Annotated in this window: 27 protein-coding genes; 16 read left to right on the top strand and 11 right to left on the bottom strand. The window is 73.5% G+C overall.

The genetic code is table 11. The annotated features are described in order from the left end of the window. Position 1 precedes the first annotated feature (1 nt). From F1615_RS21740 to hmgA, 3 genes are read right to left on the bottom strand one after another with little or no spacing between them, the layout of a single operon-like run. Entirely contained in the window at positions 2-1204 is a 1203-nt protein-coding gene (locus tag F1615_RS21740) for a type ISP restriction/modification enzyme (protein WP_149550702.1), read from the bottom strand. Between the two features lie 26 nt (positions 1205-1230). Continuing rightward, the gene (locus tag F1615_RS21735) at positions 1231-1980 is read right to left on the bottom strand and encodes a GntR family transcriptional regulator (protein WP_149550701.1); all 750 of its coding nucleotides are present in this window, start codon (positions 1978-1980) and stop codon (positions 1231-1233) included. A gap of 27 nt (positions 1981-2007) precedes the next feature. Next, a complete protein-coding gene (hmgA, locus tag F1615_RS21730) occupies positions 2008-3360 on the bottom strand; it encodes a homogentisate 1,2-dioxygenase (protein ID WP_149550700.1) in 1353 nt (450 codons plus the stop codon). 168 nt (positions 3361-3528) lie between these two features. On the opposite strand from hmgA, the gene F1615_RS21725 reads away from it, so the two are divergent. The 9 genes from F1615_RS21725 (at position 3529) to F1615_RS21685 (ending at position 14415) form a co-directional block, all read left to right on the top strand. Continuing rightward, positions 3529-4152 carry a hypothetical protein gene (locus F1615_RS21725; protein WP_149550699.1) on the top strand — a complete coding sequence of 208 codons (624 nt, stop codon included), beginning with the start codon at positions 3529-3531 and terminating at the stop codon, positions 4150-4152. Then, positions 4152-4769, top strand: a complete 618-nt coding sequence (locus F1615_RS21720) for a TetR/AcrR family transcriptional regulator (RefSeq protein WP_149550783.1) — start codon at positions 4152-4154, stop codon at positions 4767-4769. The genes F1615_RS21725 and F1615_RS21720 overlap by 1 nt, the downstream gene beginning before the upstream one ends. Before the next feature lie 91 nt (positions 4770-4860). Beyond that, positions 4861-7125 (top strand): molybdopterin-dependent oxidoreductase, encoded by a 2265-nt coding sequence (locus F1615_RS21715; protein WP_149550698.1) that lies wholly within the window; start codon positions 4861-4863, stop codon positions 7123-7125. 134 nt (positions 7126-7259) lie between these two features. Next, a complete protein-coding gene (locus tag F1615_RS21710) occupies positions 7260-8693 on the top strand; it encodes a CitMHS family transporter (protein WP_149550697.1) in 1434 nt (477 codons plus the stop codon). A gap of 31 nt (positions 8694-8724) precedes the next feature. Continuing rightward, a complete protein-coding gene (locus F1615_RS21705; RefSeq protein ID WP_149550696.1) occupies positions 8725-9954 on the top strand; it encodes an MFS transporter in 1230 nt (409 codons plus the stop codon). Positions 9955-10056: 102 nt separating this feature from the next. Continuing rightward, on the top strand, positions 10057-10248 hold the full coding sequence (locus tag F1615_RS21700) for a hypothetical protein (RefSeq protein WP_149550695.1): 192 nt from the start codon (positions 10057-10059) through the stop codon (positions 10246-10248). Positions 10249-10478: 230 nt separating this feature from the next. Further along, complete coding sequence (locus tag F1615_RS21695; RefSeq protein ID WP_149550694.1) at positions 10479-11819, top strand: ABC transporter ATP-binding protein; 1341 nt, start codon at positions 10479-10481, stop codon at positions 11817-11819. Between the two features lie 105 nt (positions 11820-11924). Continuing rightward, the gene (locus tag F1615_RS21690; protein ID WP_149550693.1) at positions 11925-13313 is read left to right on the top strand and encodes an aldehyde dehydrogenase family protein; all 1389 of its coding nucleotides are present in this window, start codon (positions 11925-11927) and stop codon (positions 13311-13313) included. 16 nt (positions 13314-13329) lie between these two features. Further along, positions 13330-14415: a Zn-dependent alcohol dehydrogenase gene (locus F1615_RS21685; RefSeq protein ID WP_149550692.1), complete on the top strand. Its 1086-nt coding sequence runs from the start codon at positions 13330-13332 to the stop codon at positions 14413-14415. Between the two features lie 210 nt (positions 14416-14625). Here F1615_RS21685 and F1615_RS21680 read toward each other — a convergent pair whose 3' ends face one another. The 3 genes from F1615_RS21680 to F1615_RS21670 form a co-directional block, all read right to left on the bottom strand. Then, positions 14626-15606, bottom strand: a complete 981-nt coding sequence (locus F1615_RS21680) for a DMT family transporter (RefSeq protein ID WP_388238290.1) — start codon at positions 15604-15606, stop codon at positions 14626-14628. 64 nt (positions 15607-15670) lie between these two features. After that, positions 15671-16381, bottom strand: coding sequence for an ArsR/SmtB family transcription factor (locus tag F1615_RS21675; protein WP_149550691.1), 711 nt, complete (start codon positions 16379-16381; stop codon positions 15671-15673). A gap of 58 nt (positions 16382-16439) precedes the next feature. After that, on the bottom strand, positions 16440-17081 hold the full coding sequence (locus F1615_RS21670) for a TetR/AcrR family transcriptional regulator (protein ID WP_149550690.1): 642 nt from the start codon (positions 17079-17081) through the stop codon (positions 16440-16442). An 88-nt stretch (positions 17082-17169) separates the two neighbouring features. Between F1615_RS21670 and F1615_RS21665 the strand changes: the two genes are divergently transcribed. The 3 genes from F1615_RS21665 to F1615_RS21655 all read left to right on the top strand — a co-directional run bounded on the left by F1615_RS21665 (position 17170) and on the right by F1615_RS21655 (position 19381). Beyond that, positions 17170-18321 (top strand): acyl-CoA dehydrogenase family protein, encoded by a 1152-nt coding sequence (locus F1615_RS21665; RefSeq protein WP_149550689.1) that lies wholly within the window; start codon positions 17170-17172, stop codon positions 18319-18321. 60 nt (positions 18322-18381) lie between these two features. After that, on the top strand, positions 18382-18669 hold the full coding sequence (locus F1615_RS21660; protein WP_149550688.1) for a YiaA/YiaB family inner membrane protein: 288 nt from the start codon (positions 18382-18384) through the stop codon (positions 18667-18669). A 67-nt stretch (positions 18670-18736) separates the two neighbouring features. Further along, entirely contained in the window at positions 18737-19381 is a 645-nt protein-coding gene (locus tag F1615_RS21655) for a TetR/AcrR family transcriptional regulator (protein WP_149550687.1), read from the top strand. Here the strand turns inward: F1615_RS21655 and F1615_RS21650 are convergent. Beyond that, positions 19372-19833 carry a MaoC family dehydratase gene (locus F1615_RS21650; protein WP_149550686.1) on the bottom strand — a complete coding sequence of 154 codons (462 nt, stop codon included), beginning with the start codon at positions 19831-19833 and terminating at the stop codon, positions 19372-19374. The two genes, F1615_RS21655 and F1615_RS21650, sit on opposite strands and share 10 nt — an antisense overlap. A 131-nt stretch (positions 19834-19964) precedes the next feature. Here F1615_RS21650 and soxR point away from each other — a divergent pair, with 131 nt between their 5' ends. Next, positions 19965-20444, top strand: a complete 480-nt coding sequence (soxR, locus tag F1615_RS21645; protein ID WP_149550685.1) for a redox-sensitive transcriptional activator SoxR — start codon at positions 19965-19967, stop codon at positions 20442-20444. Positions 20445-20563: 119 nt separating this feature from the next. Here soxR and F1615_RS21640 read toward each other — a convergent pair whose 3' ends face one another. The 3 genes from F1615_RS21640 to F1615_RS21630 form a co-directional block, all read right to left on the bottom strand. Beyond that, the gene (locus tag F1615_RS21640) at positions 20564-21631 is read right to left on the bottom strand and encodes an RNA ligase (ATP) (RefSeq protein ID WP_149550684.1); all 1068 of its coding nucleotides are present in this window, start codon (positions 21629-21631) and stop codon (positions 20564-20566) included. Positions 21632-21781: 150 nt separating this feature from the next. Further along, positions 21782-22384: a hypothetical protein gene (locus tag F1615_RS21635; protein WP_149550683.1), complete on the bottom strand. Its 603-nt coding sequence runs from the start codon at positions 22382-22384 to the stop codon at positions 21782-21784. A gap of 460 nt (positions 22385-22844) precedes the next feature. Then, entirely contained in the window at positions 22845-24101 is a 1257-nt protein-coding gene (locus tag F1615_RS21630) for an exo-beta-N-acetylmuramidase NamZ family protein (RefSeq protein WP_208818374.1), read from the bottom strand. Positions 24102-24270: 169 nt separating this feature from the next. Between F1615_RS21630 and F1615_RS21625 the strand changes: the two genes are divergently transcribed. The 3 genes from F1615_RS21625 to F1615_RS21615 are packed head-to-tail and all read left to right on the top strand — an operon-like array spanning position 24271 to position 25827. After that, positions 24271-25044 carry an SDR family oxidoreductase gene (locus F1615_RS21625; RefSeq protein ID WP_149550681.1) on the top strand — a complete coding sequence of 258 codons (774 nt, stop codon included), beginning with the start codon at positions 24271-24273 and terminating at the stop codon, positions 25042-25044. Further along, entirely contained in the window at positions 25041-25205 is a 165-nt protein-coding gene (locus F1615_RS21620; RefSeq protein ID WP_149550680.1) for a long-chain fatty acid--CoA ligase, read from the top strand. The genes F1615_RS21625 and F1615_RS21620 overlap by 4 nt, the downstream gene beginning before the upstream one ends. 28 nt (positions 25206-25233) lie before the next feature. Next, a complete protein-coding gene (locus F1615_RS21615) occupies positions 25234-25827 on the top strand; it encodes a TetR/AcrR family transcriptional regulator (RefSeq protein ID WP_149550782.1) in 594 nt (197 codons plus the stop codon). Here the strand turns inward: F1615_RS21615 and F1615_RS21610 are convergent. Further along, positions 25766-26491 carry a LysR family transcriptional regulator gene (locus F1615_RS21610; protein ID WP_244328810.1) on the bottom strand — a complete coding sequence of 242 codons (726 nt, stop codon included), beginning with the start codon at positions 26489-26491 and terminating at the stop codon, positions 25766-25768. The genes F1615_RS21615 and F1615_RS21610 overlap by 62 nt on opposite strands. Positions 26492-26697 lie beyond the last annotated feature (206 nt).

The following is a 26697-nucleotide window of genomic DNA, read 5'->3' as shown; positions in this document are numbered from 1 at the left end:
GTCAGATGAGGGCGAGCTGGCCCTCCGGGCCCTCCTCGCGGGCGTCCAGCACGGATGCGGGGCGGCGCGCCGAGGACGGTACCGGGAGCACGCCGGCCTCGCGCAGCTCGGCCGGCGTGACCGGGTCGGGGACCGCCGGGTCCGTCAACGCCTCCCACCGCGGGCGCAGTTCGGCCAGCAGGGCGAGGACCGTGATGAGCTCCAGGAGCTCCGAGGTCCAGGCCTGTGGCCAGACGGCGGGCCGGATCGCTGCCAGTGTGCCCGGCTCGCCCGGCTCCGTGCGGGCCGCGAACCACTGTTCCAGCACCCGGACACCGCCGGCCTCGAAGTCCCAGGCCCCGGGCGGCACGGGGGAGATGCGGCCCTCGTCGAGCAGCAGGACCTCCTCGTCCCGGTCGTAGCGCACGGCCGGCGGGCGGGAGGGCAGCGGGGCACGGACGTAGGGGCGGCGTCCGCCCGGCAGCTTCGGGCGTTCCCCGTCGCGCCGCATCAGCCACAGCATCCGGCGGCCCACGGCCACGCCCCGCTCCCACGCGTCCGCGTCGCCGGTGAGCGGCACCGCGAGGCCCCCGGGCGTGGGCCGTGCCACGGCCGTCGCCCAGGCGAGGACGTCCACGGGGGAGGTGTCGCGGCCGAGCCGGAAGGCGAGGTGGTCCGTCAGGCCCGGGGCCAGGTTGGGCTCCGCGGCGCCCGGCCGGCGGTACAGCGGGCGGACGCGCCCCGCGCGGAGCACGGGCAGCAGGGAGGTGGCGAGCAGGGGCGGGCCGGCGGAGCCGTCGGCGGCGGGACCTCCGCGCGCGGTGCCCGTCTCCACGACGAAGACCTGCCGCTCGTCCGCCACCCGCCACAACTCCGGGCGGGCCGCGTCGATCAGCCGCTGGTCGGGGATCAGCCACTGCTCGTCGAACGGGGCGTACAGCACCCGTACCGGCTCCGGGCACGGGCCGGTGGCGCGGGCCAGCTTCCCGGTGCCGCCGCTCCGCCCCGGCAGCTGCCCGACGGCCGAGTGCGGGGTCCGGGAACGGGTCGGCTGGAACAGGGCCTCGCGGTCCGGCCCCCCGGCCTTCACCAGGGCGTCCCAACGGGCCTTCAGGGACGCCGCGTCGGGGGCCGCCGGCCAGCCCCGGCCGAGCCGCGGCGGTGCGACGGACCACGGCATGAGGTCCGCCAGCAGCGGAGCGTCGTCGTGCGTCACGCTGGGCATCGTACGACCTGTGGGGGACGGGCGGATCAGGTGGCGTCCAGGGTCACCGTGAAGGAGAAGCGGTCGCCCCGGTAGTTGATGACGGCCACGTCCAGGGGACGGCCGCCGGTGTCGTAGGTGACCCCCGTGTAGTGCAGGATCGGGCTGAGCAGCGGGACCCGGAGCAGGCGGGCCGTCTCCGGGTCCGCGAGCCGCGCCTCGACCGTGTCCGTGATCCGGCTGATGTCCGCCCCGACCACGTCCCGCAGCACCTTGGTCATCGGCCACCGCACCAGGTCGTCCAGGTCGATGCGGGCGGCGAGCTCGGGGCGGACCCAGTTGCGTGCGTGGTTGGTCGGCTCGCCCGTCTTCTCGTCGCTGCGCAGCCGGTGGTACGCCGCCGCCTCGGACAGGTCCGGGAAGTACTCGGCGATCTCGGCGGGCACCGGCGACGGACCGTGTTCCAGCAGTTCGGTCGTCATCCCGGACTGCTGGGCCACGATGGCGTCCACCGAGCCCAGCAGCCGCACCGGGGCGCCCCGCCGGGCACCGGGCTCGATGAAGGTGCCGCGCCGGCGGTGGCGGCTGATCAGCCCCTCGTCCTCCAGCTCCTTCAGCGCCTGCCGCATGGTCAGCACACTCACCCCGTAGTGGCCGGCCAGCTGTTCCTCGGTGGGCAGGCGCAGGGGGTCCTGGGGCGAGCGGCCGAGGATCGAGGCGCGCAGCGACTGCGACACCTGGTACCAGAGCGGCAACTTGCGGTTCAGGACGATCGAATCCGGAGCGAAGGAGGTCACGGGCTATCCGTACCGGTCCGAGAACGTTCAGTGCAACGGCCGGAAGTGACGCTCGAGCCCCTGCCACACGTCGTCGTAGCCCTGTTGCAGGTGCTCGGCCCGGGCCGCCTGGGGGGTCAGGGACACCGGCCAGCGGGTCTCGAACATGAAGGCCAGACCGTCGTCGATCTTCTGCGGGCGCAGCTCCGCGGCGCTCGCCTTCTCGAACGTCTCCCGGTCCGGGCCGTGCGCCGACATCATGTTGTGCAGCGAGCCCCCGCCCGGTACGAAGCCCTCCGCCTTCGCGTCGTACGCGCCCTCGATCAGGCCCATGTACTCGCTCATCACGTTCCGGTGGAAGTACGGCGGGCGGAAGGTGTCCTCGCCCACCAGCCAGCGCGGGGCGAAGACCACGAAGTCCACCCCGGCCAGCCCGGGGGTGTCGCTCGGAGACGTCAGCACCGTGAAGATCGACGGGTCCGGGTGGTCGTAGGAGATGGTGCCCATCACATTGAAGCGGCGCAGATCGTAGGCGTACGGCACATGGTTGCCATGCCAGGCGACGACATCGAGCGGGGAGTGGTCATAGGTCGCCGACCAGAGGTTGCCGCAGAACTTGTTCACCACCTCCACCGGGCCCTCGACGTCCTCGAAGGCGGCGACGGGCGCCCGGAAGTCACGGGCGTTGGCCAGGCCGTTGGCGCCGATCGGGCCGAGGTCGGGGAGACGGAACGGCGCCCCGTAGTTCTCGCACACGTAGCCGCGGGCGGACTCGTCCAGGAGATCCACACGGAACCGGACCCCACGAGGAATCAGCGCGATGTGTCCCGGCTCGACATGCAGCAACCCGAACTCCGTGCGCAGCAGCAGACCACCGCGCTCGGGGACGATCAGCAGCTCACCGTCGGCGTCGCTGAACACGCGGTCCATCGAGGCGGTGGCGTGGTACAGGTGCACGGCCATTCCGGTGCGCTGGGTGACATCGCCGTTGCCCCCCAGGGTCCACAGCCCGGCCAGGAAGTCGGTGCCCTCGGCCGGGCCGGGCAGCGGGTTCCAGCGCAGCCGGTTGGGATCGGGGACCGTCTGGGTGAAGGGCGCGGTGCGCAGGGCGCCGTTGCCCGTGCGGGTGAACGCCGGGTGGGCGGCCGACGGGCGGATCCGGTACAGCCAGGAGCGGCGGTTCTCCGCCCGCGGCTCGGTGAACGCCGAACCGCTCAGCTGCTCCGCGTACAGCCCGAGCGGGGCGCGCTGCGGCGAGTTGCGGCCCTCGGGCAGGGCGCCCGGGATCGCCTCGGAGCTGTGCTCGTTGCCGAAGCCGGTGAGGTGTTCCAGTGCTTCCGCGGCCTTGCGCGCTCCCTCTCGCTCGGACGCGCTCGCGCGGGCGGTGCCCCCATCGGTCATGTTCGCTGCTCCCTTGCGATCCGATTCCTATGGGACACCGTAGGATTGCGTTTTCCCCGGCGCAAGGGGGCCGCGCGATCCCGGTGGCGCTCCTCCTCTCGGCGGAGGACACGGAACCCGACTTCAGGTGGATCCGCGGGCTCGCACCCCTGTTCTACGCTCCCCGGCATGACGTGGAGGCGGAGCACCCTCACCGCGCTCGCGGTCTGTGTCGTCCTGGCGGCCGGGTCCGCGGGCTGTGACTCACGTGCCGCCCGGGGGCGGGACGAGGTGCCGTCCTCGCCCGTCGGCCGGCTCCTCGACGAGCGGGACGAGGACGGGCGCCCCCTGCGCGAGGTGGACGGGCGGACCGCGCCCGAGGTCGGCGTCGAGGTCGCGCCCGACTCGGACGGCGGCTGGGACGTACGGCTGCGGGTGCGCAACTTCCGCTTCTCGCCGGACGGCACGGGCAAGCGGGCGGCGGCCGGCCGCGGACTGGCCCACCTCGAGGTGAACGGCCGCCGCGTCGCCCTGCTGCGCACCCCCGAGTACCACCTCCCGGGCAGCATGGTCCCGCGCGGCACGCACCAGATCACCGTGCGCCTCTACGCCGACGACGGCTCGGCGTGGGCCGTGGACGGCGAGCCCGTCGAGAGCACGGCCGACATCACGGTGTCGGAGCGGGAGCCGAGCGCGGACCCCGGGGCGGAGCCCCTCGCCGGGGCGGCCGTCCCCGGCGGACCGGGACACGGGGCGGGCGGCCGCCACCGTAGCGGAGGGCGAGGTTCACCGGACGGTGCCGAGCGGGCATGATGAGGCCCGTGCCTCACGCGACATCGCTCCGCAGAGCGCCCGTGCAGCGGCGCAGCGCCGAACGGCTGGCCAGAATCCTCGACGCCTGCGCCGAACTCCTCGACGAGGCCGGATACGACGACCTGAGCACCCGGGCCGTCGCGGAGCGCGCCGGTGTGCCCATCGGCTCCGTCTACCGCTTCTTCGGCAACAAACGCCAGATGGCCGACGCCCTGGCCCAGCGCAATCTCGAGCGCTTCACCGAACGGGTCGGCGAACGCCTCGGGGCCGCGGGCGACCAGGGCTGGCGGCACGCCATGGACGTCGTGCTCGACGCGTACCTGGACATGAAGCGCACCGCCCCCGGCTTCTCCCTCGTCGACTTCGGCAACCAGATACCGGTCGGCACCCTCCGGGCCGAACCCAACCGCCGGGTCGCCGACCGTCTCACCGACCTGCTCTCCGCCTATCTCGGCCGCGAGGCCGACGAGGACCTGCGCCGCACCTTCCTCGTCGCCGTCGAGACCGCCGACGCCCTCATCCACCTGGCGTTCCGGATGGCGCCCGAGGGGGACGAGAAGGTCATCGGCGAACTGCGCGGGATGCTGCGCGCCTATCTCGCCCAGGTGCTGGACTGAGACCCGCCCGCGGCACCCCCTCCCCTCCATGCGTACCGGTCGGTATGCTCGGCCCGTCCGCGCGTCACCGCCGCCGTACCCGGGAGGACCCGTGTCCCGCACCGCCCTTCGTGTCTGCCCCCTGTGCGAGGCCACCTGCGGCCTGACCCTCACCATCGAGGACGGCCGGGTCACCGGCGCCCGCGGCGACCGCGACGACGTGTTCAGCAAGGGATTCATCTGCCCCAAGGGCGCCGCCTTCGGCGCCGTGGACTCCGACCCCGACCGGCTGCGCGCCCCGCTCGTCCGCGTCGACGGCGAGCTGCGCGAGGCGACCTGGGAGGAGGCGTTCGACGCCGTGGCCGCGGGGATACGGCCCGTCGCCGAACGGCACGGACCGCACGCCGTCGGCGTCGTCCTCGGCAACCCCAACGTCCACACCGTGGCCGGCGCCCTCTACCCGCCCGTGCTGATCGGCGGGCTCGGCACCCGCAGCCTGTTCACCGCCTCCACCGTCGACCAGATGCCCAAGCACGTCTCCAGCGGACTGCTCTTCGGCGACGCGAACCTCATCCCCGTGCCCGACCTCGACCGCACCGACCACCTCCTGCTGATCGGCGCCAACCCCCTGGAGTCCAACGGGAGTCTGTGCACCGCCCCCGACTTCCCCGGCCGGCTGAAGGCGCTCAGGGCCCGCGGCGGCACCCTCACCGTCATCGACCCCCGCCGCACCCGCACCGCCCGCCTCGCCGACCGGCACCTCGCCATCCGCCCCGGCACCGACGCGCTGCTCCTCGCCGCGATGGCGCACACCCTGTTCGACGAGGGCCTCGCCGACCTCGGCGAGCGGGCGCCGCACATCCGGGGCCAGCGCGAACTCGCCGCGGCACTGGCCGACTTCACGCCCGAAGCGGTGTCCGGCGCCTGCGACATCGACGCCGCCGGCATCCGCACCCTGGCCCGCGAACTCGCCGCCGCCCCCACCGCCGCCGTCTACGGCCGCATCGGCAGCTGCACCGTCCCGCACGGCACCCTCGCGAGCTGGCTCGTCGACGTCCTCAACGTCCTCACCGGCAACCTCGACCGGCCCGGCGGCGCCCTCTTCCCGCAGGCCGCCACCGACAGGACGCCCCGCCCCGCCGGACCCGGCCGCGGTTTCGCCCTCGGACGCTGGCACTCCCGGGTGCGCCGGCACCCCGAGGCCAAGGGCGAACTGCCGCTGTCCGCGCTCGCCGAGGAGATCGACACCCCCACCGACGAGGGAGAGCCGGTCCGCGCCCTGATCGCCGTCGCCGCCAACCCGGTGCTCTCCGCCCCGGACGGCGAGCGGCTCGACAAGGCGCTCGGCTCGCTGGACTTCATGGTGAGCGTCGACCCGTACCTCAACGAGACCTCACGCCACGCGGACGTCGTCCTGCCGCCGCCCCCGCCCGCGCAGAGCCCGCACCACGACTTCGCCTTCAACACCCTCGCCGTGCGCAACCAGGTCCGCTACACCCGCCCCGCCGTCCCCCTGGAGCCCGGCCGCATGGCCGAGACCGAGATCCTGGCCCGGCTCGTCCTGGCCGCCACCGGCATGCACGGCGCCGACCCCGCCGCCGTGGACGCCATGGTGATCGACCAGACCCTCGGCAAGGCGGTCCGGGACCCGCACTCCCCGGTGCACGGCCGCGACCCGCAGGAGCTCGCCGGCCTGCTCACCGGCGAGAACGGCCCCGAACGGCGCCTCGACATGATGCTGCGTCTCGGCCCCTACGGCGACGGCTTCGGCGCCGACCCGGACGGACTCACCCTGGACAGGCTGCTCGCCCACCCGCACGGCATCGACCTCGGCCCCCTGCGCCCGCGGCTGCCCCAGCCGCTGAAGACCCGCAGCGGACAGGTCGAGCTGCTGCCGGAGCCGATCGCCGCCGACCTCCCCCGGCTGCGCGCCGCCCTGGACGAACGCCCCGACGGGCTCGTCCTCGTCGGCCGCCGCCATCTGCGCTCCAACAACAGCTGGATGCACAACGTGCCCGCCCTCACCGGCGGTTCCAACCGCTGCACCCTCCACCTCCACCCCGACGACGCCGAACGCCTCGGCGTGCGGGACGGGCAGCCGGTACGCATCAAGGGCGCCGGGGGAGAGGTGACCGCCCCCGCGGAGGTAACCGACGCCGTACGCCGCGGGGTGGTGAGCCTGCCGCACGGCTGGGGGCACGACCGCCCCGGCACCCGCCTCCGGCACGCCGCGGCCGATCCCGGCGCCAACGTCAACCAGCTCCTCGACGGCAGCCTCCTGGACCCGCTGTCGGGCAACGCCGTGCTGAACGGAGTGCCCGTCGAGGTGGCCCCGGTGGCCGCCGTCGTGACCGAAACGTTCGACGCTCTGACCTGAGCAAAGCTGTGACCTGGGGTTTTGCGCTTATTGCTCGCGGGTCAACGTCTTGCTGACGCGGCTTTGCCGCACCTAACGTCGTCGCACCGCCGGCCCTGGTGGGATGTTCAAGGGCGAACGTTAGGTATCCACTCATGCTGACCATCCTCGGCTTCGCCATGATCGCGACCTTCCTGGTCCTGATCATGATGAAGAAGATGTCGCCGATCGCGGCGCTCGTGCTGATCCCCGCGCTGTTCTGCGTGTTCGTCGGCAAGGGCGCGCACCTCGGTGACTACGTCATCGACGGCGTGTCCAGCCTCGCCCCCACCGCGGCGATGCTCATGTTCGCGATCGTCTACTTCGGTGTGATGATCGACGTCGGACTCTTCGACCCGATCGTCCGCGGGATCCTCAGGTTCTGCAAGGCGGACCCGATGCGGATCGTCGTCGGCACCGCGGTGCTCGCCGCGATCGTGTCGCTGGACGGCGACGGATCCACCACCTTCATGATCACCGTGTCCGCGATGTACCCGCTGTACAAGCGCCTGAAGATGAGCCTGGTGGTGATGACCGGCGTCGCCGCCATGGCCAACGGCGTGATGAACACCCTTCCCTGGGGCGGCCCGACGGCCCGTGCCGCGACCGCGCTGAAGCTCGACGCCAGTGACATCTTCGTCCCCATGATCCCCGCCCTGCTGGTCGGGCTGCTCGGCGTCTTCGTCCTGGCGTACGTGCTGGGCCTGCGGGAGCGCAGGCGGCTCGGCGCGCTGACGCTGGACCGGACGCCGGTGAAGGAGGAGGCCGAGGAGACGGAGACCGTGCTGGTCGGCGCGGGTTCCGCCGGCGGCGCCGGCACGGGCGCCCGGCTCACCGGCGGCTCCGGCGACGGCCCGGACGCCGGCGCGGAGGACGACGCGGAGGACGACGCGGAGGACGACGCCGACTTCCAGGGCCTCGACCCGAACCGCCCCACCCTGCGCCCGAAGCTCTACTGGTTCAACGCGCTGCTCACCGTCTCCCTGCTCACCGCCATGATCATGGAGTGGCTGCCGATCCCGGTGCTGTTCCTGCTCGGCGCCGCGCTCGCGCTCTCCGTCAACTTCCCCCACATCCCCGACCAGAAGGCCCGTATCGCGGCCCACGCCGACAACGTCCTCAACGTCTCCGGCATGGTCTTCGCCGCCGCCGTGTTCACCGGCGTCCTCCAGGGCACCGGGATGGTCGACAGCATGGCCACGTGGCTCGTGGACGTCGTCCCCGGCGGCTTGGGCCCGCACATGGCCCTGGTCACCGGGGTGCTGAGCCTGCCGCTGACGTACTTCATGTCCAACGACGGCTTCTACTTCGGTGTCCTGCCCGTGCTCGCCGAGGCCGGAGCGGCGCACGGCGTCTCCCCGCTGGAGATGGCCCGTGCCTCCCTCGTCGGCCAGCCGCTGCACATGTCCAGCCCGCTCGTCCCCGCGGTGTACGTCCTGGTGGGCATGGCCAAGGTGGAGTTCGGCGACCACACGCGGTTCGTGGTGAAGTGGGCGGCCCTGACCTGCCTGCTGATCCTCGGGGCCGGCTTCCTGTTCGGCATCGTCTGAGCCCCGCACACCTGAAGGGAAGGACCCGGTCATGGCGCCCGGTGGGGACCGCGGCTGGCTGCTCCGCCTCGTCATCGCCTTCGGCTTCGCCCAGGGGGCGGTGTCGATGGCCCGGCCCGCCGTCTCCTACCGGGCGCTGGCACTGGGCGCGGACGAGCGGGCGGTGGGTGTGATCGCGGGCGTGTACGCGCTGCTCCCGCTGTTCGCCGCCGTACCGCTCGGCCGGCGCACCGACCGCGGCCGCTGCGCGCCCCTGCTGCCGGCCGGCGTGGTGCTCATATCCGGCGGCTGCGCGCTGAGCGGCATCGCCGGCTCGTTGTGGTCGATCGCCCTGTGGAGCGGGGTGACGGGCCTCGGCCATCTCTGCTTCGTCATCGGCGCGCAGTCGCTCGTCGCGCGCCAGTCCGCACCCGGCGAACAGGACCGCAACTTCGGCCACTTCACGATCGGCGCCTCGCTCGGGCAGCTGGCCGGGCCCATCGCGGCGGGCGCGCTGATCGGCGCCGACATGGCCCGTACCAGTGCGCTCGCCCTGCTGGCGGCGGGAGCGGGCGGGGCGCTCGCCCTCACCTCCCTGTGGCGCACGGAGCTCCCGGCGGTCCCGGCGTCCCGTACGGCGCCGGGCGAACGGGTACCGGTGCGCGGCATCCTGCGCGCCCGGGGCGTCCCCGCGGGCATCCTCGTCAGCCTGGCGGTGCTGTCCGCGACCGACGTCCTCACCGCCTACCTCCCGGTGCTCGGCGAGCACCGGGGCATCGACCCGGCCGTCATCGGCCTGCTGCTGAGCCTGCGCGCGGCGGCCACGATCGCCTGCCGGCTGGTGCTCACACCCCTGCTGCGGCTGCTCGGCCGCACGGCGCTGCTGACGCTCACCTGTCTGCTGGCGGCGCTGCTGTGCGCGGGCGTCGCGCTGCCGGTGCCGGTCTGGGCGCTGGCGCTCGACCTGGCGGCCCTGGGCTTCTGCCTGGGCGTCGGCCAGCCGCTCTCCATGACGACGGTCGTCCGGGCCGCTCCCGGCGGGGCCCGCTCCACGGCCCTCGCCCTGCGCCTGACCGGCAACCGTCTGGGGCAGGTCGCGGCGCCCGCTGCGGCGGGCCTGATCGCCGGGGTCGCGGGCGCGGCGGCGCCGTTCGTGACGCTGGGCGCGCTGCTCCTGCTGTCCTCGGGCGTCGCCCTGCGCACTCCCTGCGGCCCCGCGGAGGACCGGCCGCCCGGCCGGAACGGGACCCGGGGCCGCCCCCGGTGCCGTACGACCCGCTGAACGGTCCCGGGGGCGGTCCCGTACGGCAGGATGGCGGGATCACACACCGGTCCGGGCAGCGCACCGGGGACCGGGTGCCCTGCGCCCACGAGGGGGGACCTCATGCTTCTTCTTGTCCTGTCCGCTGTTCTTGTCGTCGTCGTCGGGGGATGCGCCTGCGTGGTCTGGGCCGCGCGGGGCGGCCCGCGCTGGGCGCGCGGTGCCGCGAGGGCCACCCTGGCGGCGGGTGAACTGCTCCGGGCGGGCCGTCCGCGCGGCGGCTCCGCGAACGGCTCCGACAGCGGGGACGACTGACGCGGAACACGTGGCGGCCGGCCGTCCCGCGCACCGAATCCGGACGTCCGCTTCCTGATTCCGGACGTCCGCTTTCTCACGGATCGGACGAAGCGCCGAGATCCCGTCCGGCGTCTTCCCCCGGCCGCCTACATTCCGTTAGCTTCCGTGACTCACACGCCCCGTACGACCCGCACGGGGCGTCCGACCGCGGAGCACCAGCGCCCTGATGAGCCCCCGGGGGCCCCCTCATGACACGCGCCATCACCCTGCACGACGTGAGCAAGGCATACACCCGAGGCGCCCGCGTGGTGGACCGGCTGTCGCTGGACATCGCGCCGGGGGAATTCCTCGTCCTGCTCGGCCCCTCGGGCTGCGGCAAGTCCACCGTGCTCAGGATGATCGCCGGACTGGAGGACATCGACGAGGGCCTGCTGTTCCTCGACGGCGAGTACGGCAACGACCTGCCGCCGTCCGACCGGGACATGGCGATGGTGTTCCAGAACTTCGCCCTGTACCCGAGCATGACCAGCCGCGACAACATCGGTTTCCCGCTGCGCATCGAGTCTCCCGGCACCGACCCCGCCCCCCGGGTGGCCGCCACCGCCCGCATGCTCGGCATCGAGGACCTCCTCGACCGCTTCCCCGCCCAGCTCTCCGGCGGTGAACGCCAGCGGGTCGCCATGGGCCGGGCCATCGCCCGCCACCCCTCCGCCTTCCTGATGGACGAGCCGCTGTCCAACCTCGACGCCAAACTCCGCAACCATCTGCGCGCCGAGATCTCCCAGCTCACCCGCGAACTGGGCGTCACCACCGTCTACGTCACGCACGACCAGTCCGAGGCGATGTCGCTCGGGGACCGGGTGGCCGTCCTGCGCGGGGGTGTCCTGCAGCAGGTCGGGACCCCGCGCACGGTGTACTCGCTGCCGAACAACGTCTTCGTCGCCGCGTTCATCGGCACCCCGCGCATCAACCTGCTGCGCGGTCTGGTGCGCGCCCCGCTGGACGGGGCCATGACCATCAGCCTGGGCAAGCAGTTCCTGCGGCTGCCCGAACCGCTGTCCCTGGACCACCAGTTGCTGCGGGTGCAGCAGGGCCGCGAGGTCATCGTGGGTCTGCGCTCGGAGGCCGTACGGATCGCCAAGCCGTCCGCCGCCCGGCCCGGTGAGGTGGCCCTCACCGGCCTGGTGGAGCATCTGGAGTTCCAGGGCCACGAGGTGCTGGTCCACTTCAACACCGGCTCCCGTCCCGCCGTCGTGCCCGAGCTGGAGGCTCCCCGGCCGGGACCCGACCGCCCGGCCCGGCGCCGTCGGCGCGAGGGCACGGTCCTTGAGCGCCTGCGGGAACGGGCGGGCGCGCTGCGCGCCGGGCCCGTGGTGACGCCGGCCGGGCCCGGCCGGCCGGACCCGGCACCCGCCCCGGCCGAACCGCGTGTCGCCGGTGACCTCATCGTGCGCACCACACCGGACATCCGGCTGCGGCACGGCATGCAGGTACCGCTCCTGGTCGATCTCGCCCACCTGTTCGTCTTCGACCAGCACGGCGAGCGGATCTGCCCGAACCCGGAACGGCTGCCCGGCCTGGAGGAGTGACACCGGCGCGCGTGCACCCCCTGGCGCCGGAAAACTATCATCGCTAGTTTAGGGGCCGGACGACGTGAGCAGTCGTACCCCGACGCCCGCCCCGGAGGAAGCGCGATGAAGGCATACGACGGCATGTACATCGACGGCGCCTGGCGCCCCGCCGCCGGACGGGACGTGATCGAGGTGGTGAACCCGGCCGACGAGCAGGTGATCGCCACCGTCCCCGCGGGCACCGTGGAGGACGTCGACGCCGCGGTGCGCGCCGCGCGCGCCGCCCTCCCGGCCTGGGCGGCCACCCCGCCCGCCGAGCGCGCCGCGCGTCTCGCCGCCCTCCGGGACGTGCTGACCGCCCGGCAGGACGAGATCGCCGGGACGGTCACCGCCGAACTCGGCTCGCCCCTGAAGCTCTCGCAGACCGTCCACGCCGGCATGCCGGTCGCGGTCGCGGGCTCGTACGCCGAGCTGGCGGCCACGTACGCCTTCGAGGAGCGGGTGGGCAACTCGACCGTCCTCCACGAACCGGTGGGTGTGGTCGGCGCGATCACCCCCTGGAACTACCCCCTCCACCAGATCGTCGCCAAGACCGCCCCCGCCCTCGCGGCCGGCTGCACCCTCGTCGTCAAGCCCGCCGAGGACACCCCGCTGGTCGCCCGGCTCTTCGCGGAGGCCGTGCACGAGGCCGGCGTCCCGGCCGGTGTGTTCAACCTCGTCACCGGCCTCGGCCCGGTGGCCGGCCAGGCCCTCGCCGAGCACCCGGACGTCGACCTCGTCTCCTTCACCGGCTCCACCGCCGTCGGCCGCCGCATCGGCGCGATCGCCACGGGCATGGTGAAGAAGGTCGCCCTCGAACTCGGCGGCAAGTCCGCCAACGTCATCCTGCCGAGCGCCGACCTGGCCCGTGCCGTCAACGTCGGCGTCGCCAACGTGATGTCCAACTCCGGCCAGACGTGCAGCGCCTGGACCCGCATGCTCGTCCACCGCGAGCAGTACGACGAGGCCGTGGAACTCGCCGCCGCGGCCGCCGCCAAGTACGGCGACCGCATCGGCCCCGTCGTCAACGCCCGGCAGCGGGACCGGGTGCGCGGCTACATCGAGAAGGGCGTCGCCGAGGGCGCCCGCCTGGTCGCGGGCGGCCCCGGGGCCCCGCGGGAGAAGGGCTACTGGGTCAGCCCGACCGTCTTCGCCGACGTCACCCCGGAGATGACCATCGCGCAGGAGGAGATCTTCGGTCCCGTCCTGTCCGTCCTGCGCTACGACGACGAGGAGGACGCCCTGCGCCTCGCCAACGGCACCGTCTACGGCCTCGCCGGTGCCGTCTGGGCCGGTGACGAGGCGGAGGCGGTGGCCTTCGCGCGCCGCATGGACACCGGCCAGGTCGACATCAACGGCGGCCGCTTCAATCCGCTCGCGCCCTTCGGCGGCTACAAGCAGTCGGGCGTGGGCCGCGAACTCGGCGCCCACGGCCTGACCGAGTACCTTCAGACCAAGTCCCTCCAGTTCTAGGGGAGTCGTCATCGCCATGGCCGTACGTGCCGCCGTTCTGCCCGCCGTCGGTGCCCCGTTGGAGATCACCGGGATCGACCTGCCCGAGCCGGGCCCCGGACGGGTCCGCGTCCGGCTCGCCGCCGCGGGCGTCTGCCACTCCGACCTGTCCCTGTCCAACGGCACCATGCGCCTGCCGGTCCCGGCCGTCCTCGGCCACGAGGGAGCCGGGACCGTCGTCGCCGTCGGCGAGGGCGTCACCCATGTCTCGCCCGGTGACGGCGTGGTCCTCAACTGGGCCCCGTCCTGCGGCACCTGCCCCGCCTGCGCGCGCGGCGAGGTCTGGCTGTGCGCGGGCGCCCTGGACGGCGCCGCCGAGGTGCACGCCCACCGCGCCGACGACGGCACCGGCCTGTACCCCGGGCTGAACGTCGCGGCGTTCGCCGAGGAGACGGTGGTGCCCGCCTCCTGTGTCCTGCCCGCCCCGGAGGGCGTCCCGCTCACCGACGCCGCCCTGCTGGGCTGCGCGGTGCTCACCGGATACGGCGCCGTCCACCACTCCGCCGGGGTGCGGCAGGGCGAGACCGTCGCGGTGTTCGGCATCGGGGGAGTGGGCCTCGCCGCGGTCCAGTCGGCCCGGATCGCGGGCGCGTCGACGATCGTCGCGGTCGACGTCTCCCCGGAGAAGGAGGAGCTCGCCCGGGCCGCCGGGGCCACCGACTACCTCGTCGCCTCCGACACCACCGCCCGGCAGATCCGCGGCCTCACCGGCAAACAGGGCGTGGACGTGGCGGTGGAGTGCGTCGGCCGCGCGACCACGATCCGCACGGCCTGGGAATCCACCCGGCGCGGCGGACGCACCACGGTCGTCGGCATCGGCGGCAAGGACCAGCAGGTCACCTTCAACGCCCTGGAGATCTTCCACTGGGGCCGGACCCTCTCCGGCTGCGTCTACGGCAACTCCGACCCGGCCCGGGACCTCCCGGTCCTCGCCGGACACATCCGCGCCGGCCGCCTCGACCTCGGCGCGCTGGTCACCGAACGCATCGCCCTCGAGGGCATCCCGGCCGCCTTCGACGCCATGCTGGCGGGCAAGGGCGGACGGGCGCTGGTGATCTTCTAGCGCACCCCTCCGCGCCCGCGGCCCACCGGCTTCCCCGGCCCACCGGCTTCCCCGGCCCACCGAGGGACCCGGGGAAGCCGGTGGGCCGTGGACGGCGGAGCCGTGGACCACGTCCCCGGACGGCGTCCGCCACCAAGGCGCCCGTGAGCCCTTGGCGCGGAGCCGGACGGGGAGAGGCCCGCGGCAGTGCCGGTGTGTCCGCCGGCCGCCTCAGGCCGGCCCGGACGTCCGGTCGGCCCGCGGCTCTCCGGCCGCCCGTCCGGAGGCGGGTGCCGCCGTCCGGGCGGCCGCCCCCGCCCCCGACCGGGACCGCGACACCGCCACACCCGCGAGACACAGCGCGCCGCCCACCAGGGTCAGCGGACCCGGTACCTCGCCGAGCGCCAGCCACGACATCAGTACGACCAGGGCCGGAACCGCGTAGGTCGTCGCACCCATCCGGCTCGCGGTCGTCCGGGCCAGGGCGTAGGCCCAGGTCGTGAAGGCCAGGGCGGTCGGGAAGACACCCAGGTAGACCATGTTGAGCGTCGCGGTGAGGGGTGCCACGGCGGCCTCCCGCACCAGGTGTCCGGCGAACGGCAGGCAGGCCACCGCCCCCACCAGGCACCCGTACGCCGTCACCTGCAGCGGACTCGCCGCGCCCAGCGCCGGCTTCTGTGCGACGACCCCCGCCGCGTACGCCACGGCCGCCAGCAGGCAGAGCACCACGCCGAGCACCGAGGAGCCGCCCCCGCCGGACATCGACAGGCCCACGGTCACCGCGCCCGCGAACGACACGGCCATCCCCGCCAGCAGCCGGGGCGGCATCGCGTCCCCGAGCAGCCGGGCGCCCAGCAGCGCGATGAGGACCGGCCCGATGTTCACCACCAGCGCGGCCGTACCGGCGTCGACCTCCTGCTCGCCCCAGTTGAGGGCCACCATGTAGAACCCGAACCACAGCAGCCCCGATATCAGGATCCCCCGCCACGCCGACCGGGGCGGGAGCCCTTCCCGCCGCAGCAGACAGATCGCCCCCAGCGTCAGCGCCCCGGCCAGCAGCCGCCCCAGCGCGAGCGCCCCCGGAGAGTACGCGGCCCCCGCACTGCGGATGGACACGAAGGCGGAGGCCCACAGCACGACGGTGACACCGGCCGCACCGGCCGCGAGCACCTCCGCGCGAGGGGTGGTGGGACGTGAGGGGACGTTCATCATGCTCCCTGGGACTGGGCGGGCCGGCGGGCGGGACGCTCGCGGCTTCCGGACGGGGGCCTGCCGGTCAGCGCAGCGCCGCCGCGTCGAGGCCCAGGAGTGCGGACAGCGCGCGTTCGCCCGCGTCCGTGACCTTGACCGCCCGCTCGGAGCCGATGCGTACGCACCACTGCTCCCTCAGGGCGTGACTGCACAGGGCCGCGCCCGCCACTCCGGCGAGGTGGGGACGGCGTTCGGTCCAGTCCAGGCAGGCGCGGGCCAGCGGGCGGCGGCCCCGGCGGTCGAGGGGGATACCGGCGGTGCCGAACCAGCGCAGCCCCGCGTCGGTGAGGGCGAACCCGGTGTCCTGGCGCAGCAGCCCCCGAGCGGTGAGCGCGTCGGTGACGGCGATGCCGAGCCGCCCGGCGAGATGGTCGTAGCAGGTGCGCCCGCGGGCCATGGCGGAACCGGCGCCCGACTGCCGCAGGGTGCGCGGGGGTTCGGCGGCACCCGGGGCGATCTGCGAGGCCAGGTCCTCCACGACCTGGGCGACCCGCGCGTCGGCCGGCCGTACGTACCGGTGCCGCCCCTGCCGTTCCTCGGCCAGCAGACCGCCCGCGACGAGCTTGCCGAGGTGCTCGCTCAGCGTGGACGCCGCGACCCCGCAGTGCCGGGCCAGCTCGCCCGCCGTCCACGCCCGCCCGTCCAGCAGGGCGAGCAGGCACGCGGCCCGGGTCTCGTCGGCGATCAGCGCGGCGAGCCGGGCCAGCCCGGCCGCCCGGGGATCCTTCCTGTTCATGCCCCCAGCATGCGGTACGGACACTTCGGCGTTCACCGAAGTGTCCCCGAGGGCCCGTCTAGGCGCCGCCGCGCACCTGCTCGTACTGGAGCGCCAGCCCGTCGAGCAGGGCGGTGAGCCCTGTCTCGAACGCCCGCTCGTCGATCTTCTCCTGCTGCTCGGCGAGGAGATGGGCCTGCCCGAGGTGCGGGTAGTCGGCGGGGTCGTAGGCGCTGGCGTCGTCCACGAAGCCGCCCGCGAACGAGCCGAGCGCGGAGCCCATGATGAAGTACCGCATCAGCGCGCCGATGGAGGTGGCCTGCGCGGGCGGCCAGCCCGCCTCGACCATCGCGCCGTAGGCCGCGTCGGCCAGCCGCAGCGCCGCGGGGCGGCGGCCCGGACCACGGGCCAGGACCGGGACGATGTTCGGGTGGTCGCGCAGCGCGGACCGGTAGGAGACCGCCCAGTCGTGCAGCGCGGTCCGCCAGTCCCGGCCGTCCTCGAACATCGACAGGTCGACCAGTGCGCTGACCGAGTCGGCCACCGCCTCGAGGATCTCGTCCTTGGTGCGGAAGTGGTTGTAGAGCGAGGGGCCGCTGACCCCCAGTTCCGCGGCGAGCCGGCGCGTGGAGACCGCGGCCAGGCCCTCCGCGTCCACGAGCGCCCGGGCCGTCTCGACGATCCGGGCGGTGCTGAGCAAGGGCTTGCGCGGTCGGGCCATGGCGCACATAGTAGGGCTGCGACTGGAAACTAGCAGTGCTAATTTAACGTCGCACGGTCCTGGCTGATCTCACGTGGGGTGACTCGGTATGAATCTGGAGCTGAGCGACGAGCAGGAGGCCGTCCGCCGGCTCGCCCGGGACTTCGTGGAGCGCGAGGTCGTGCCCCGCGCCGCCGCCTGGGACCGTGCGGAGGAGGTGGACCGCGGCATCGTGAGGAAGCTCGGCGAGGTCGGCTTCCTCGGGCTGACGATCGACGAGGAGTACGGCGGCTCCGGCGGCGACCACCTGGCGTACTGCCTGGTCACCGAGGAACTGGGCCGCGGCGACTCCTCCGTGCGCGGCATCGTCTCCGTCTCCCTCGGCCTGGTGGCCAAGACCGTCGCCGCCTGGGGCAGCGAGGAGCAGAGGCGCACCTGGCTGCCGGGCCTCACCTCCGGGGAGTACGTCGGCTGCTTCGGCCTCACCGAGCCGGGCACCGGCTCCGACGCCGGCAACCTCACCACGCGCGCGGTACGGGACGGCGGCGACTACGTCCTCGACGGCACGAAGATGTTCATCACCAACGGCACCTGGGCCGACGTCGTGCTGCTCTTCGCCCGCTCCACCGGCGCCCCCGGCCACAAGGGCGTCTCCGCCTTCCTCGTCCCCACCGACACCCCCGGCCTGTCCCGCCGCGCCGTGCACGGCAAGCTCGGCCTGCGCGGTCAGGCCACCGCCGAACTGGTCCTCGAGGGCGTGCGCGTACCCGCCTCCGCGATGCTGGGTGAGGAGGGCAAGGGCTTCTCCGTCGCCATGTCCGCCCTCGCCAAGGGCCGGATGTCGGTCGCGGCCGGCTGCGTCGGCATCGCCCAGGCGGCCCTGGACGCGGCCGTGCGCTACGCGGGCGAGCGGGAACAGTTCGGCAAGCCCATCGCCCGGCACCAGCTCGTCCAGGAGCTGATCAGCGACATCGCCGTGGACGTCGACGCCGCCCGGCTGCTGACGTGGCGGGTCGCCGACCTGATCGACCGGGGCCGGCCGTTCGCCGTCGAGTCCTCCAAGGCGAAGCTCTTCGCCTCGGAGGCGGCCGTCCGCGCCGCCAACAACGCCCTGCAGGTCTTCGGCGGGTACGGCTACATCGACGAGTACCCGGTGGGCAAACTCCTGCGCGACGCGCGCGTGATGACCCTCTACGAGGGCACCAGCCAGATCCAGAAGCTGGTCATCGGCCGCGCCCTGACCGGCGTCTCCGCCTTCTGAGTACGCGCCTGAGTACGTGAGCGGATGTGGCCGAGGCCACATCCGCCGATCCTTGTCCCCATGAGCGACACACCGGTCAAGCAGCACAGTACGGCCGCCTTCTACGGGCAGGCCGTCGCCTCCTTCGCGGTCGCCCTCGGCGCCACCGCGATCGGTATCTTCAACCTCGAGACCGACGCCTGGGTCCGCGCCTTCCTGGCCGTCGCGGTCCTGTACCTCGTCACCTCCGCCTTCACCCTGGCCAAGGTCATCCGCGACCGCCAGGAGGCCGGGCAGATCGTGAACCGGGTGGACCAGGCCCGCCTGGAGAAGCTCCTCGCCGAGCACGACCCGCTGCAGAAGCTCTGAGGGCGCACTAAGCGCCCGCTCACCCTTGCCGGTATGGTGGTGGCCCTGCCAGCGAATGGGGTGAGTGATGAGTACGGCGGAGGAGACGGCCGGCGGTGAGGCGCAGCCGTGGGGTGAGGTCACGCCCGACGCGGCCCGGCGGCTGCTGCTCGCTGCCGTGGAGGCCTTCGCGGAGCGCGGCTACCACGCCACGACGACCCGCGACATCGCGGGCCGCGCCGGCATGAGCCCGGCCGCGCTCTACATCCACTACAAGACCAAGGAAGAACTGCTCCACCGCATCAGCCGGATCGGCCACGAGAAGGCCGTGGAGATCCTGCGCACGGCGGCCCGCGCCGAGGGCGGCCCCGCCGAGCGGCTCGCCGACGCGGTCAGCTCCTTCGTCCGCTGGCACGCCGGCGGCCGGACCACCGCCAGGGTCGTGCAGTACGAGCTCGACTCGCTCGGCCCCGACGCCCGCGCGGAGATCCTCGCCCTGCGGCGCCAGGTCGACGCCGAGGTGCGCGGGATCATCGAGGAGGGCGTGCGCTCCGGCGACTTCGACGTCGTCGACGTGCAGGGCACCACCGTCGCCGTGCTCTCGCTCTGCATCGACGTGGCCCGCTGGTTCAACGTCGACGGGCCCCGCACCCCCGAGGAGGTCGGCGCGCTCTACGCCGACCTCGTGCTCAGGATGGTCGGGGCCCGGGCGGCCGGCGCCGCTCAGAGGTAGTAGCGGGCCACCGACTCGGCCACGCACACCGGCTTGTCGCCACCTTCGCGCTCCACGGTGAACGCCGTGGCCACCTGGACGCCGCCCTTCACCTCGTCCACCGCGGTGATCGTCGCGGTGGCGCGCACCCGCGAGCCGACCGGCACCGGGGCGGGGAAGCGCACCTTGTTGGTGCCGTAGTTGACGCCCATCGTCACGCCTTCGACGGCGATCAGCTGCGGGCCGAACAGCGGCAGCAGCGACAGCGTCAGATAGCCGTGCGCGATGGTCGTGCCGAACGGTCCCGCCGCGGCCTTCTGCGGATCGACGTGGATCCACTGGTGGTCCCCGGTGGCCTCGGCGAACAGGTCGATCCGCTTCTGGTCGACCTCGAGCCAGTCGGTGTACCCCAGCTGCTCGCCCACCGCCGCCTTCAGTTCGTCGACGGACGTGAAGATCCTTGGCTCTGCCATGTCCCGGCCTCTCGCGTCACGTAGTCGCAGGCGCATCCGTGTGCGCATGCCTAAGCAACTGCTTAGCATGGTCGGCCGGGCAGCCCCTGTCAACGGACACGGGCGCCGGACGGGTGGGTAGTCTTCGAGGAGTGCAACGGATTCCAGAGAAGATCCACGAGCTCACGGTCGGCCAGCTCTCCGCCCGCAGCGGCGCCGCCGTGTCGGCCCTGCACTTCTACGAGTCCAAGGGCCTGATCAGCAGCCGCCGCACCCCGGGCAACCAGCGCCGGTACACCCGCGACACCCTGCGCCGGGTCGCCTTCATCCGCGCCGCCCAGCGCGTCGGCATCCCGCTCGCCACGATCCGCGAGGCGCTCGCCGAACTGCCCGAGGAGCGCACCCCCACCCGGGACGACTGGGCGCGCCTCTCCGAGGCCTGGCGCTCCGAACTGGACGAACGCATCAGGCAGCTCAACCGCCTCCGCGACCACCTCACGGACTGCATCGGCTGCGGCTGCCTCTCCCTGGACACGTGCGTCCTGTCCAACCCGGACGACGTCTCCGGTGAGCGTCTGACGGGCTCCCGGCTGCTGTCCGAGAGCGGCGGCGGGCGGCAGTCCGGCCGCTGACCCCGCGGGCGTTCCCGCCCGGGCCGGGCTGACGCGTCGCGGCGGGCAGCCGCGACGCCCCCGGCGCCCCACGGTCCCGTGAGGCGCCCCGGGGCGGCGCGGCCGGGCGCCCGCGGCGCTCACTCGTACTCCGTGCCGCCCTTCCGGGTCAGATAGGCGGGGCTCACGGCCTTGGCGATGGCGCGGCCACCGGTCACCGGGCTGTGGCGTTCGACCGCGGGCCGGATCACCACGCCCTCCCGCAGGTGCAGCTCCCGCCCGGACACCGTCTCCCGGCCGCCGGCGGCCTCCAGCACCCGCTCACTGTCGTACGGGCCGGAGAACAGCCGTGGCACCAACGGCAGCCGGCCGTCCAGCAGGTCCGCCGCGTCCAGCCAGCGCACCTCACCGTCGATCTCCGCCGACACGTCGAACACGGCGTACCCGAGCGTGTCGCGCCGCCCGTCCGCGCCGTACGTCAGGTCCTGCACCCCCGCGCCGTACACCTCGCCGAAGACGCCGACCCGCCGGGCGCCCAGCCGGGCGGCGAGGTCCGCCGCGACCTCGGCGACACCGTGACCGCGCACAGCCCGCCAGTACAGGTTGCGCGGGTCCTCCTTCAACGCCAGCGACCTGGCACCGAACCCCTTCGAGGAGACGTACACCCGGTCCTCCCCCGCGGCGTACGTGAGCAGGCAGGCCGTGCCGTGCAGCTTCTCGGTGACCACCACGGGCTCGCCGGGGGCGAAGATCCCCGGATGGCGCTGGATGTTCTCGATGTCGACCCAGGGCAGCAGGCCGGGCGCGGACTCCACGTCGCCGTCCATGGTCGGCGGGACCGGCGGTACCCATTTGGTGATGCCGAGCAGCTCCGCGAAGTCGGTCCCGTCCGCGGCGGCCCGCACCAGGTCGACGTCCGCGAGGGCCTTCGGGCGGCACACGATGCCCTGCGACAGCTCACCGCGCAGCCGGACCGCCTTGACCCGGTCGTGGTTCGCGCCCGCCAGCCGGCCGGTCAGCCCCAGCTCCTCGACGAGCGCGGCCGGCAGTACGGCCTGCTCGGGGATGTAGACCGCGGCGTCACCCGTGCGGTACGCGCCCTTGGCGACCACCGCCCGGTACAGGCCCACCTGGGCCAGTTCCAGGGCGTCGGCGCCCGGGTGGTCGTGGACGGTCAGGACTTCGGCGGTGACGCGCAGCGTCGACATCGGTACGGCTCCCAGGACTCTCAGGTGGCTTTCATCGCCCTCCACTGTCCGTGGAACAAAGCCCTGGAACGAGTGAATTACCACCTGCTACGGTCCCCGGAGCCGACGGGGGCGCGGCATCCCCTGCGCACCCCCGCTGCTCCCTGTCGCTCAGGCCGACACCAGCAGCCTCGCCCGGCGGGCGTCCGCCAGGGCACCAGGGGTGAGCACGGGGCGCGGCACCAGGATTCCGCAGTCCGTGCAGACCGGGCCGGCCGAGGGCTCGTGATCCAGGTCGTGGCGCCACATGAGCCGTTCCCCCCGGCACACGGGGCAGGCCGAACCCGGCTCGCGCTCCAGCGCGGCGATCAGCCGTCGCAGCACCTCGGCCAGCGGCTCCCGCGGATGCACCCGTGGGTCGTCGCACCAGGCCACACCGAAACCGCCCCAGGTCAGCCGGTGCCAGTCGTCCACACTGCCCGGACTGCGCAGCCCGTCGTGCTTCTCCTTCCTGCGGCGCTCGGCGAACTCCACCTCGTAGGCCAGCCAGACCGCCCGGGCCTCCTCCAGCTCCTCCAGCGCGGCCACGAGCCGCACCGGGTCGACTGAGCGGTCCTCGGGATCGAACCCGGCCCGCGAGCACAAATGGTCCCAGGTCGCCCTGTGCCCGTAAGGAGCGAATCGCTCAAGGCACTTGCGCAGCGAGTAGCGCCGCAGTGCCAGATCGCACCGCGGATCTCGGACCTGTCTCGCCAGACTCCGGAAACCGGCCATCGTCCTGCACCTCCGTCACACCTGCACCTGTAATCCGGTCACTTCGGCGTCGTCGAACGGACGTCGCCGAATAGACGTGTCGACACGCGAATCGGCTCCATCCTTTTTCCGCTGGCCCCCATCAGCCGGCCGCGGGGACCGCGTGCCAACTCCCTTGGCGCGCGCTTCAGTTGTGGTCGTCTGCGGGGACACCTGCGCTCATGCGCTCCGTGCCCCTCCCCGCGGGGAGGAACCCCTCCTCGTCAGCCTGAGAACTCCCCGCGGCTTCCACGGGTTCCTGAACGGCCCGCCGATATGCATACCGGTCCGCACACGGATCGTGGGCTCTTTGGCGCCGACGACCCGGCCGGGGGCCGGTGGTCCCGCCGAACCGCAGGTCACAGGGGCCGGGGCGGGGCGGGCGGAAGCAGAACGGCGGCGGGCCGCCGTACGCGACCCGCCGCCGTCCCCGCCGCCCCGCTCAGCGGTAGAGCAGGTACTCCCGCCGCATCCTCCGGAACCCCGCCAGCTCCTCCTGCCAGCCGGCCACCACCTCGTCCGTGTCCGCGCCCGCGTCGATCATCGTGCGCACCAGCGTCGAGCCGGTGAGCTTGTCGATCCAGTTGTCCGGGCGCCAGGCGAAGCCGCTCCACGACCGCTTCGCCGAGACCAGCAGCCCGATCCCCGTCCGCACCGGATCGAACGCCACCCGGTCGTGCACGTGCAGCTGCACGCCCCCGACCGTCTTCCCCTGGAACTTGGAGAACGTCGGCGCGAAGTACGCCTCCCGGAAGCGCACGCCCGCCAGCCCCAGTCCGTTCGCCGCGGCCGCCCAGCGCCCGTCGATCCCCTCCGCGCCCAGCAGCTCGAACGGCCGGGTGGTCCCGCGCCCCTCCGACAGGTTCGTGCCCTCGAACAGACACGTCCCCGAGTACACCAGCGCCGTCTCGGGCGTCGGCATGTTCGGGCTCGGCGGCACCCACGGCAGCCCGGAGGCGTCGTAGAAGTCCGACCGCTTCCAGCCGGACATCCGTACGGTCTCCAGCGGCACCGGCGTCGTCAGGAACTCCCCGTTGAACAGCCGCGCCAGCTCCGCCACGGTCATCCCGTGCGCCTGCGAGATCGGCTGCCGCCCGACGAAGGTCGCGAACTCCTTGTGCAGCACCGGACCCAGCGCCGCCCGCCCGCTCACCGGGTTCGGCCGGTCCAGGACCATGAACCGCTTGCCCGCGAGCGCGGCCGCCTCCATGCAGTCGAACAGTGTCCAGATGTACGTGTAGAACCGCGCGCCGACGTCCTGGATGTCGAAGACCACCGTGTCCACGCCGGACGCGGTGAAGACGCCGGCGAGTGCCTGACCGCTCTTCAGGTACGTGTCGTAGACGGGCAGGCCGGTCGCCGGGTCGTCGTAGCGGCCCTCGGAGCCGCCCGCCTGCGCGGTGCCCCGGAAGCCGTGCTCGGGGCCGAAGACGGCGATGAGGTCGACGCGGTCGTCGCCGTGCATGACGTCGACGATGTGCCGCACGTCCCGGGTGATGCCGGTGGGGTTGGTGACCACGCCCACGCGCTGCCCGTCGAGTGGCGCGTAGCCGTCCGCGGCGAGCCGTTCGAACCCGGTGCGCGGCCCCCGTCCACCCCCGTGCGCCGCCGCGGGGCCGGTCGCGGCAGCCGCCGGCGCGGCGGCGGCCGCGACCGCGGCCGTGGTGGTGGCGAACAGGCTCCGTCTGGACAGCTTCATTCGGTGACCTCCGTGATCGCGGCGGGTGTCATGCCCACGCACGCTAGCGCGCGTGACCGCCCCGGGGAACGAACCGGACCGACCCCGCCGGGAACACCTCTTCCACCGCGCATACCGACCGGTTAGTCTGACGGCCGGAAGTCGCTGGGAGCCGCGTCGAAGGAGACCGATGGTGCAAGCCGTGCAGGGTGCGAAGGTGGTCGTCACGGGAGCCGGGGGCGGCATCGGAGCGGCGCTCGCCCGACGCTTCGCCGCCCAGGGGGCGCGGGTCGTCGTCAACGACCTGGACGCCGACCGTGCCAAGGCCGTCGCCGAGGAGATCGGCGGCCTCGCGGTCCCGGGCGACGCCTCCTCGATCGTCGGCGAGGCCCGGGAGGCGCTCGGCGGGACGGTCGACGTCTACTGCGCCAACGCCGGTGTCGGCCGCGACGGCGGCGAGCCCGGCGAGCCGCTCGACGAGCGGGGCTGGGCCCTCTCCTGGGACGTCAACGTCATGGCGCACGTCCGCGCGGCGCACGCACTGCTCCCGGACTGGCTGGAGCGCGGCAGCGGCCGTTTCGTCTCCACCGTCTCCGCGGCCGGACTGCTCACCATGATCGGCACCGCCCCCTACAGCGTCACCAAGCACGGTGCCTACGCCTTCGCCGAGTGGCTGTCCCTGACGTACCGCCACCGCGGGGTCAGGGTCCACGCGATCTGCCCGCAGGGCGTGCGCACCGACATGCTCGACGCCAGCGGCAGCGCGGGCGACCTGGTCCTCAGGCCGACCGCGATCGAACCGGACGACGTGGCCGACGCCCTCTTCCGCGGCATCGAGGAGGACCGCTTCCTGATCCTCCCGCACCCCGAGGTCGCCGAGTACTACCAGGCCCGCGCCTCCGACCCCGACCGCTGGCTCTCCGGCATGAACCGCATCCAGCAGCACTGGGAGACGACCCGGTGACCGGCGCCGGGGCGGACCCGGCTGTGCCCGCCGCGCACGGCAGGGGCAGACTGGCCGCCTGCGAGGATCCGCGCCGGGCGGAGGTCCTGCCGGACGTGCCGGGCGCGGTCGGTGGGAAGATCTCCCGGCGGGAACCGCGTTCCCCGACCCACGACGACTGACAGCGACACGGAAAGGCGGGTGGCCGCAGTGCCCAGGACGACGGACGGTGACGGAACTCCTGTGCCGCAGCGGCTCCTGGCCGCCGCCACCCGGCTCTTCGCCGAGCGGGGCTATGACCGCACCTCGGTGCAGGAGATCGTCGAGGCGGCCGGCGTCACCAAGGGGGCGCTGTACCACTACTTCGGCTCCAAGGACGACCTGCTGCACGAGGTGTACGCCCGTGTGCTGCGCCTCCAGCAGGAACGTCTGGACCACTTCGCGGACGCCGACGAGCCGATCGAGAAGCGGCTGCGCGGAGCGGCGGCCGACGTCGTCGTCACCACGATCGAGAACCTCGACGACGCGTCGATCTTCTTCCGCTCCATGCACCACCTCGGTCCGGAGAAGAACAAGCAGGTGCGCGCCGAGCGCCGGCGCTACCACGAACGCTTCCGCGCGCTGGTCGAGGAGGGCCAGCGCGAGGGCGTCTTCTCCACGGCGACCCCGGCCGACCTCGTCGTCGACTACCACTTCGGCTCCGTGCACCACCTGTCCACCTGGTACCGCCCCGACGGCCCGCTCAGCCCGCAGGAGGTCGCCGATCATCTCGCGGACCTGCTGCTGCGGGCCCTGCGTCCCTGAGCCGGCCGCGGCCCACGAGGTGATCGAGCAGGGCGCCCGCCGCCGGGTGGCGCGGCCGTGACCCGCGCCCGGCCGGCACCACCGTGCGCCCCGGATCCGGCTGCCGGACGGTGGCGCACGGCAGTCCCGCCCGCTCACCGATCGGCCGGGGCACGAAGGCGACCCCGGTCCCGGCCCGCACCGGATCCACCAGTGGACCCGCCTGGGTGACGTCACAGGTGGTCCGGCGTGTGAGACCGCAGTGGGCGGTCAGCCGGCGCGCGGCCGTCTCCAGGCCCGTGCCGGCGCGGAAGTCGACGAACGGCTCCTCGGCGGGATCGCTGATCCGCGCCTTCCCCGCCCCGGCGAGCGGATGTCCCGGCGCGGTGATCAGCACCAGTTCCTCGTGCCAGGCGCGTGCACCGACAGCCCTTCCGGCAGTTCCCCGCGCGTCCGGGGCGAGATACGCCAGATCCAGCTCGCCCGCCCGCAGGGCCTCGGTCAGCCCGTCCGCCGCCGCCACCGCTTCCCGCGCGGACCGCTCCCCGGCCGGCAGTGCCCGCGCCTGCGGCAGCAGCTCCCACCCGGCCTCCGTGAGGACCACCCGCCGGCCGGTGCGGCCGAACAGATCGGCGCCCAGCTCCCGCTCCGGATTGCGGATCGAGGTGCTGAGCGCCGACTGCACGATCAGCTCGGCACGCGCGGCGGCGGCGAAACCCCCTCAGTGACGACCGCCATGAAATGACGCAGCCTCTGGTCGGGGTCAGCGGGGCATTACGGTGGGACACGAGGGCCTCCTGAGCTTCGGTGCAGATGTCGCGATCCACACCGAACCCAGAAGGCCCTCACCCGTTCACGCACCCAGCACGCGTGTCACCAACGTCCCGGGAC

This window comes from Streptomyces marokkonensis (genome assembly GCF_008312835.1).
Taxonomy (GTDB): domain Bacteria; phylum Actinomycetota; class Actinomycetes; order Streptomycetales; family Streptomycetaceae; genus Streptomyces; species Streptomyces marokkonensis_A.
This window is presented reverse-complemented; position numbering and strand designations above follow the sequence as displayed.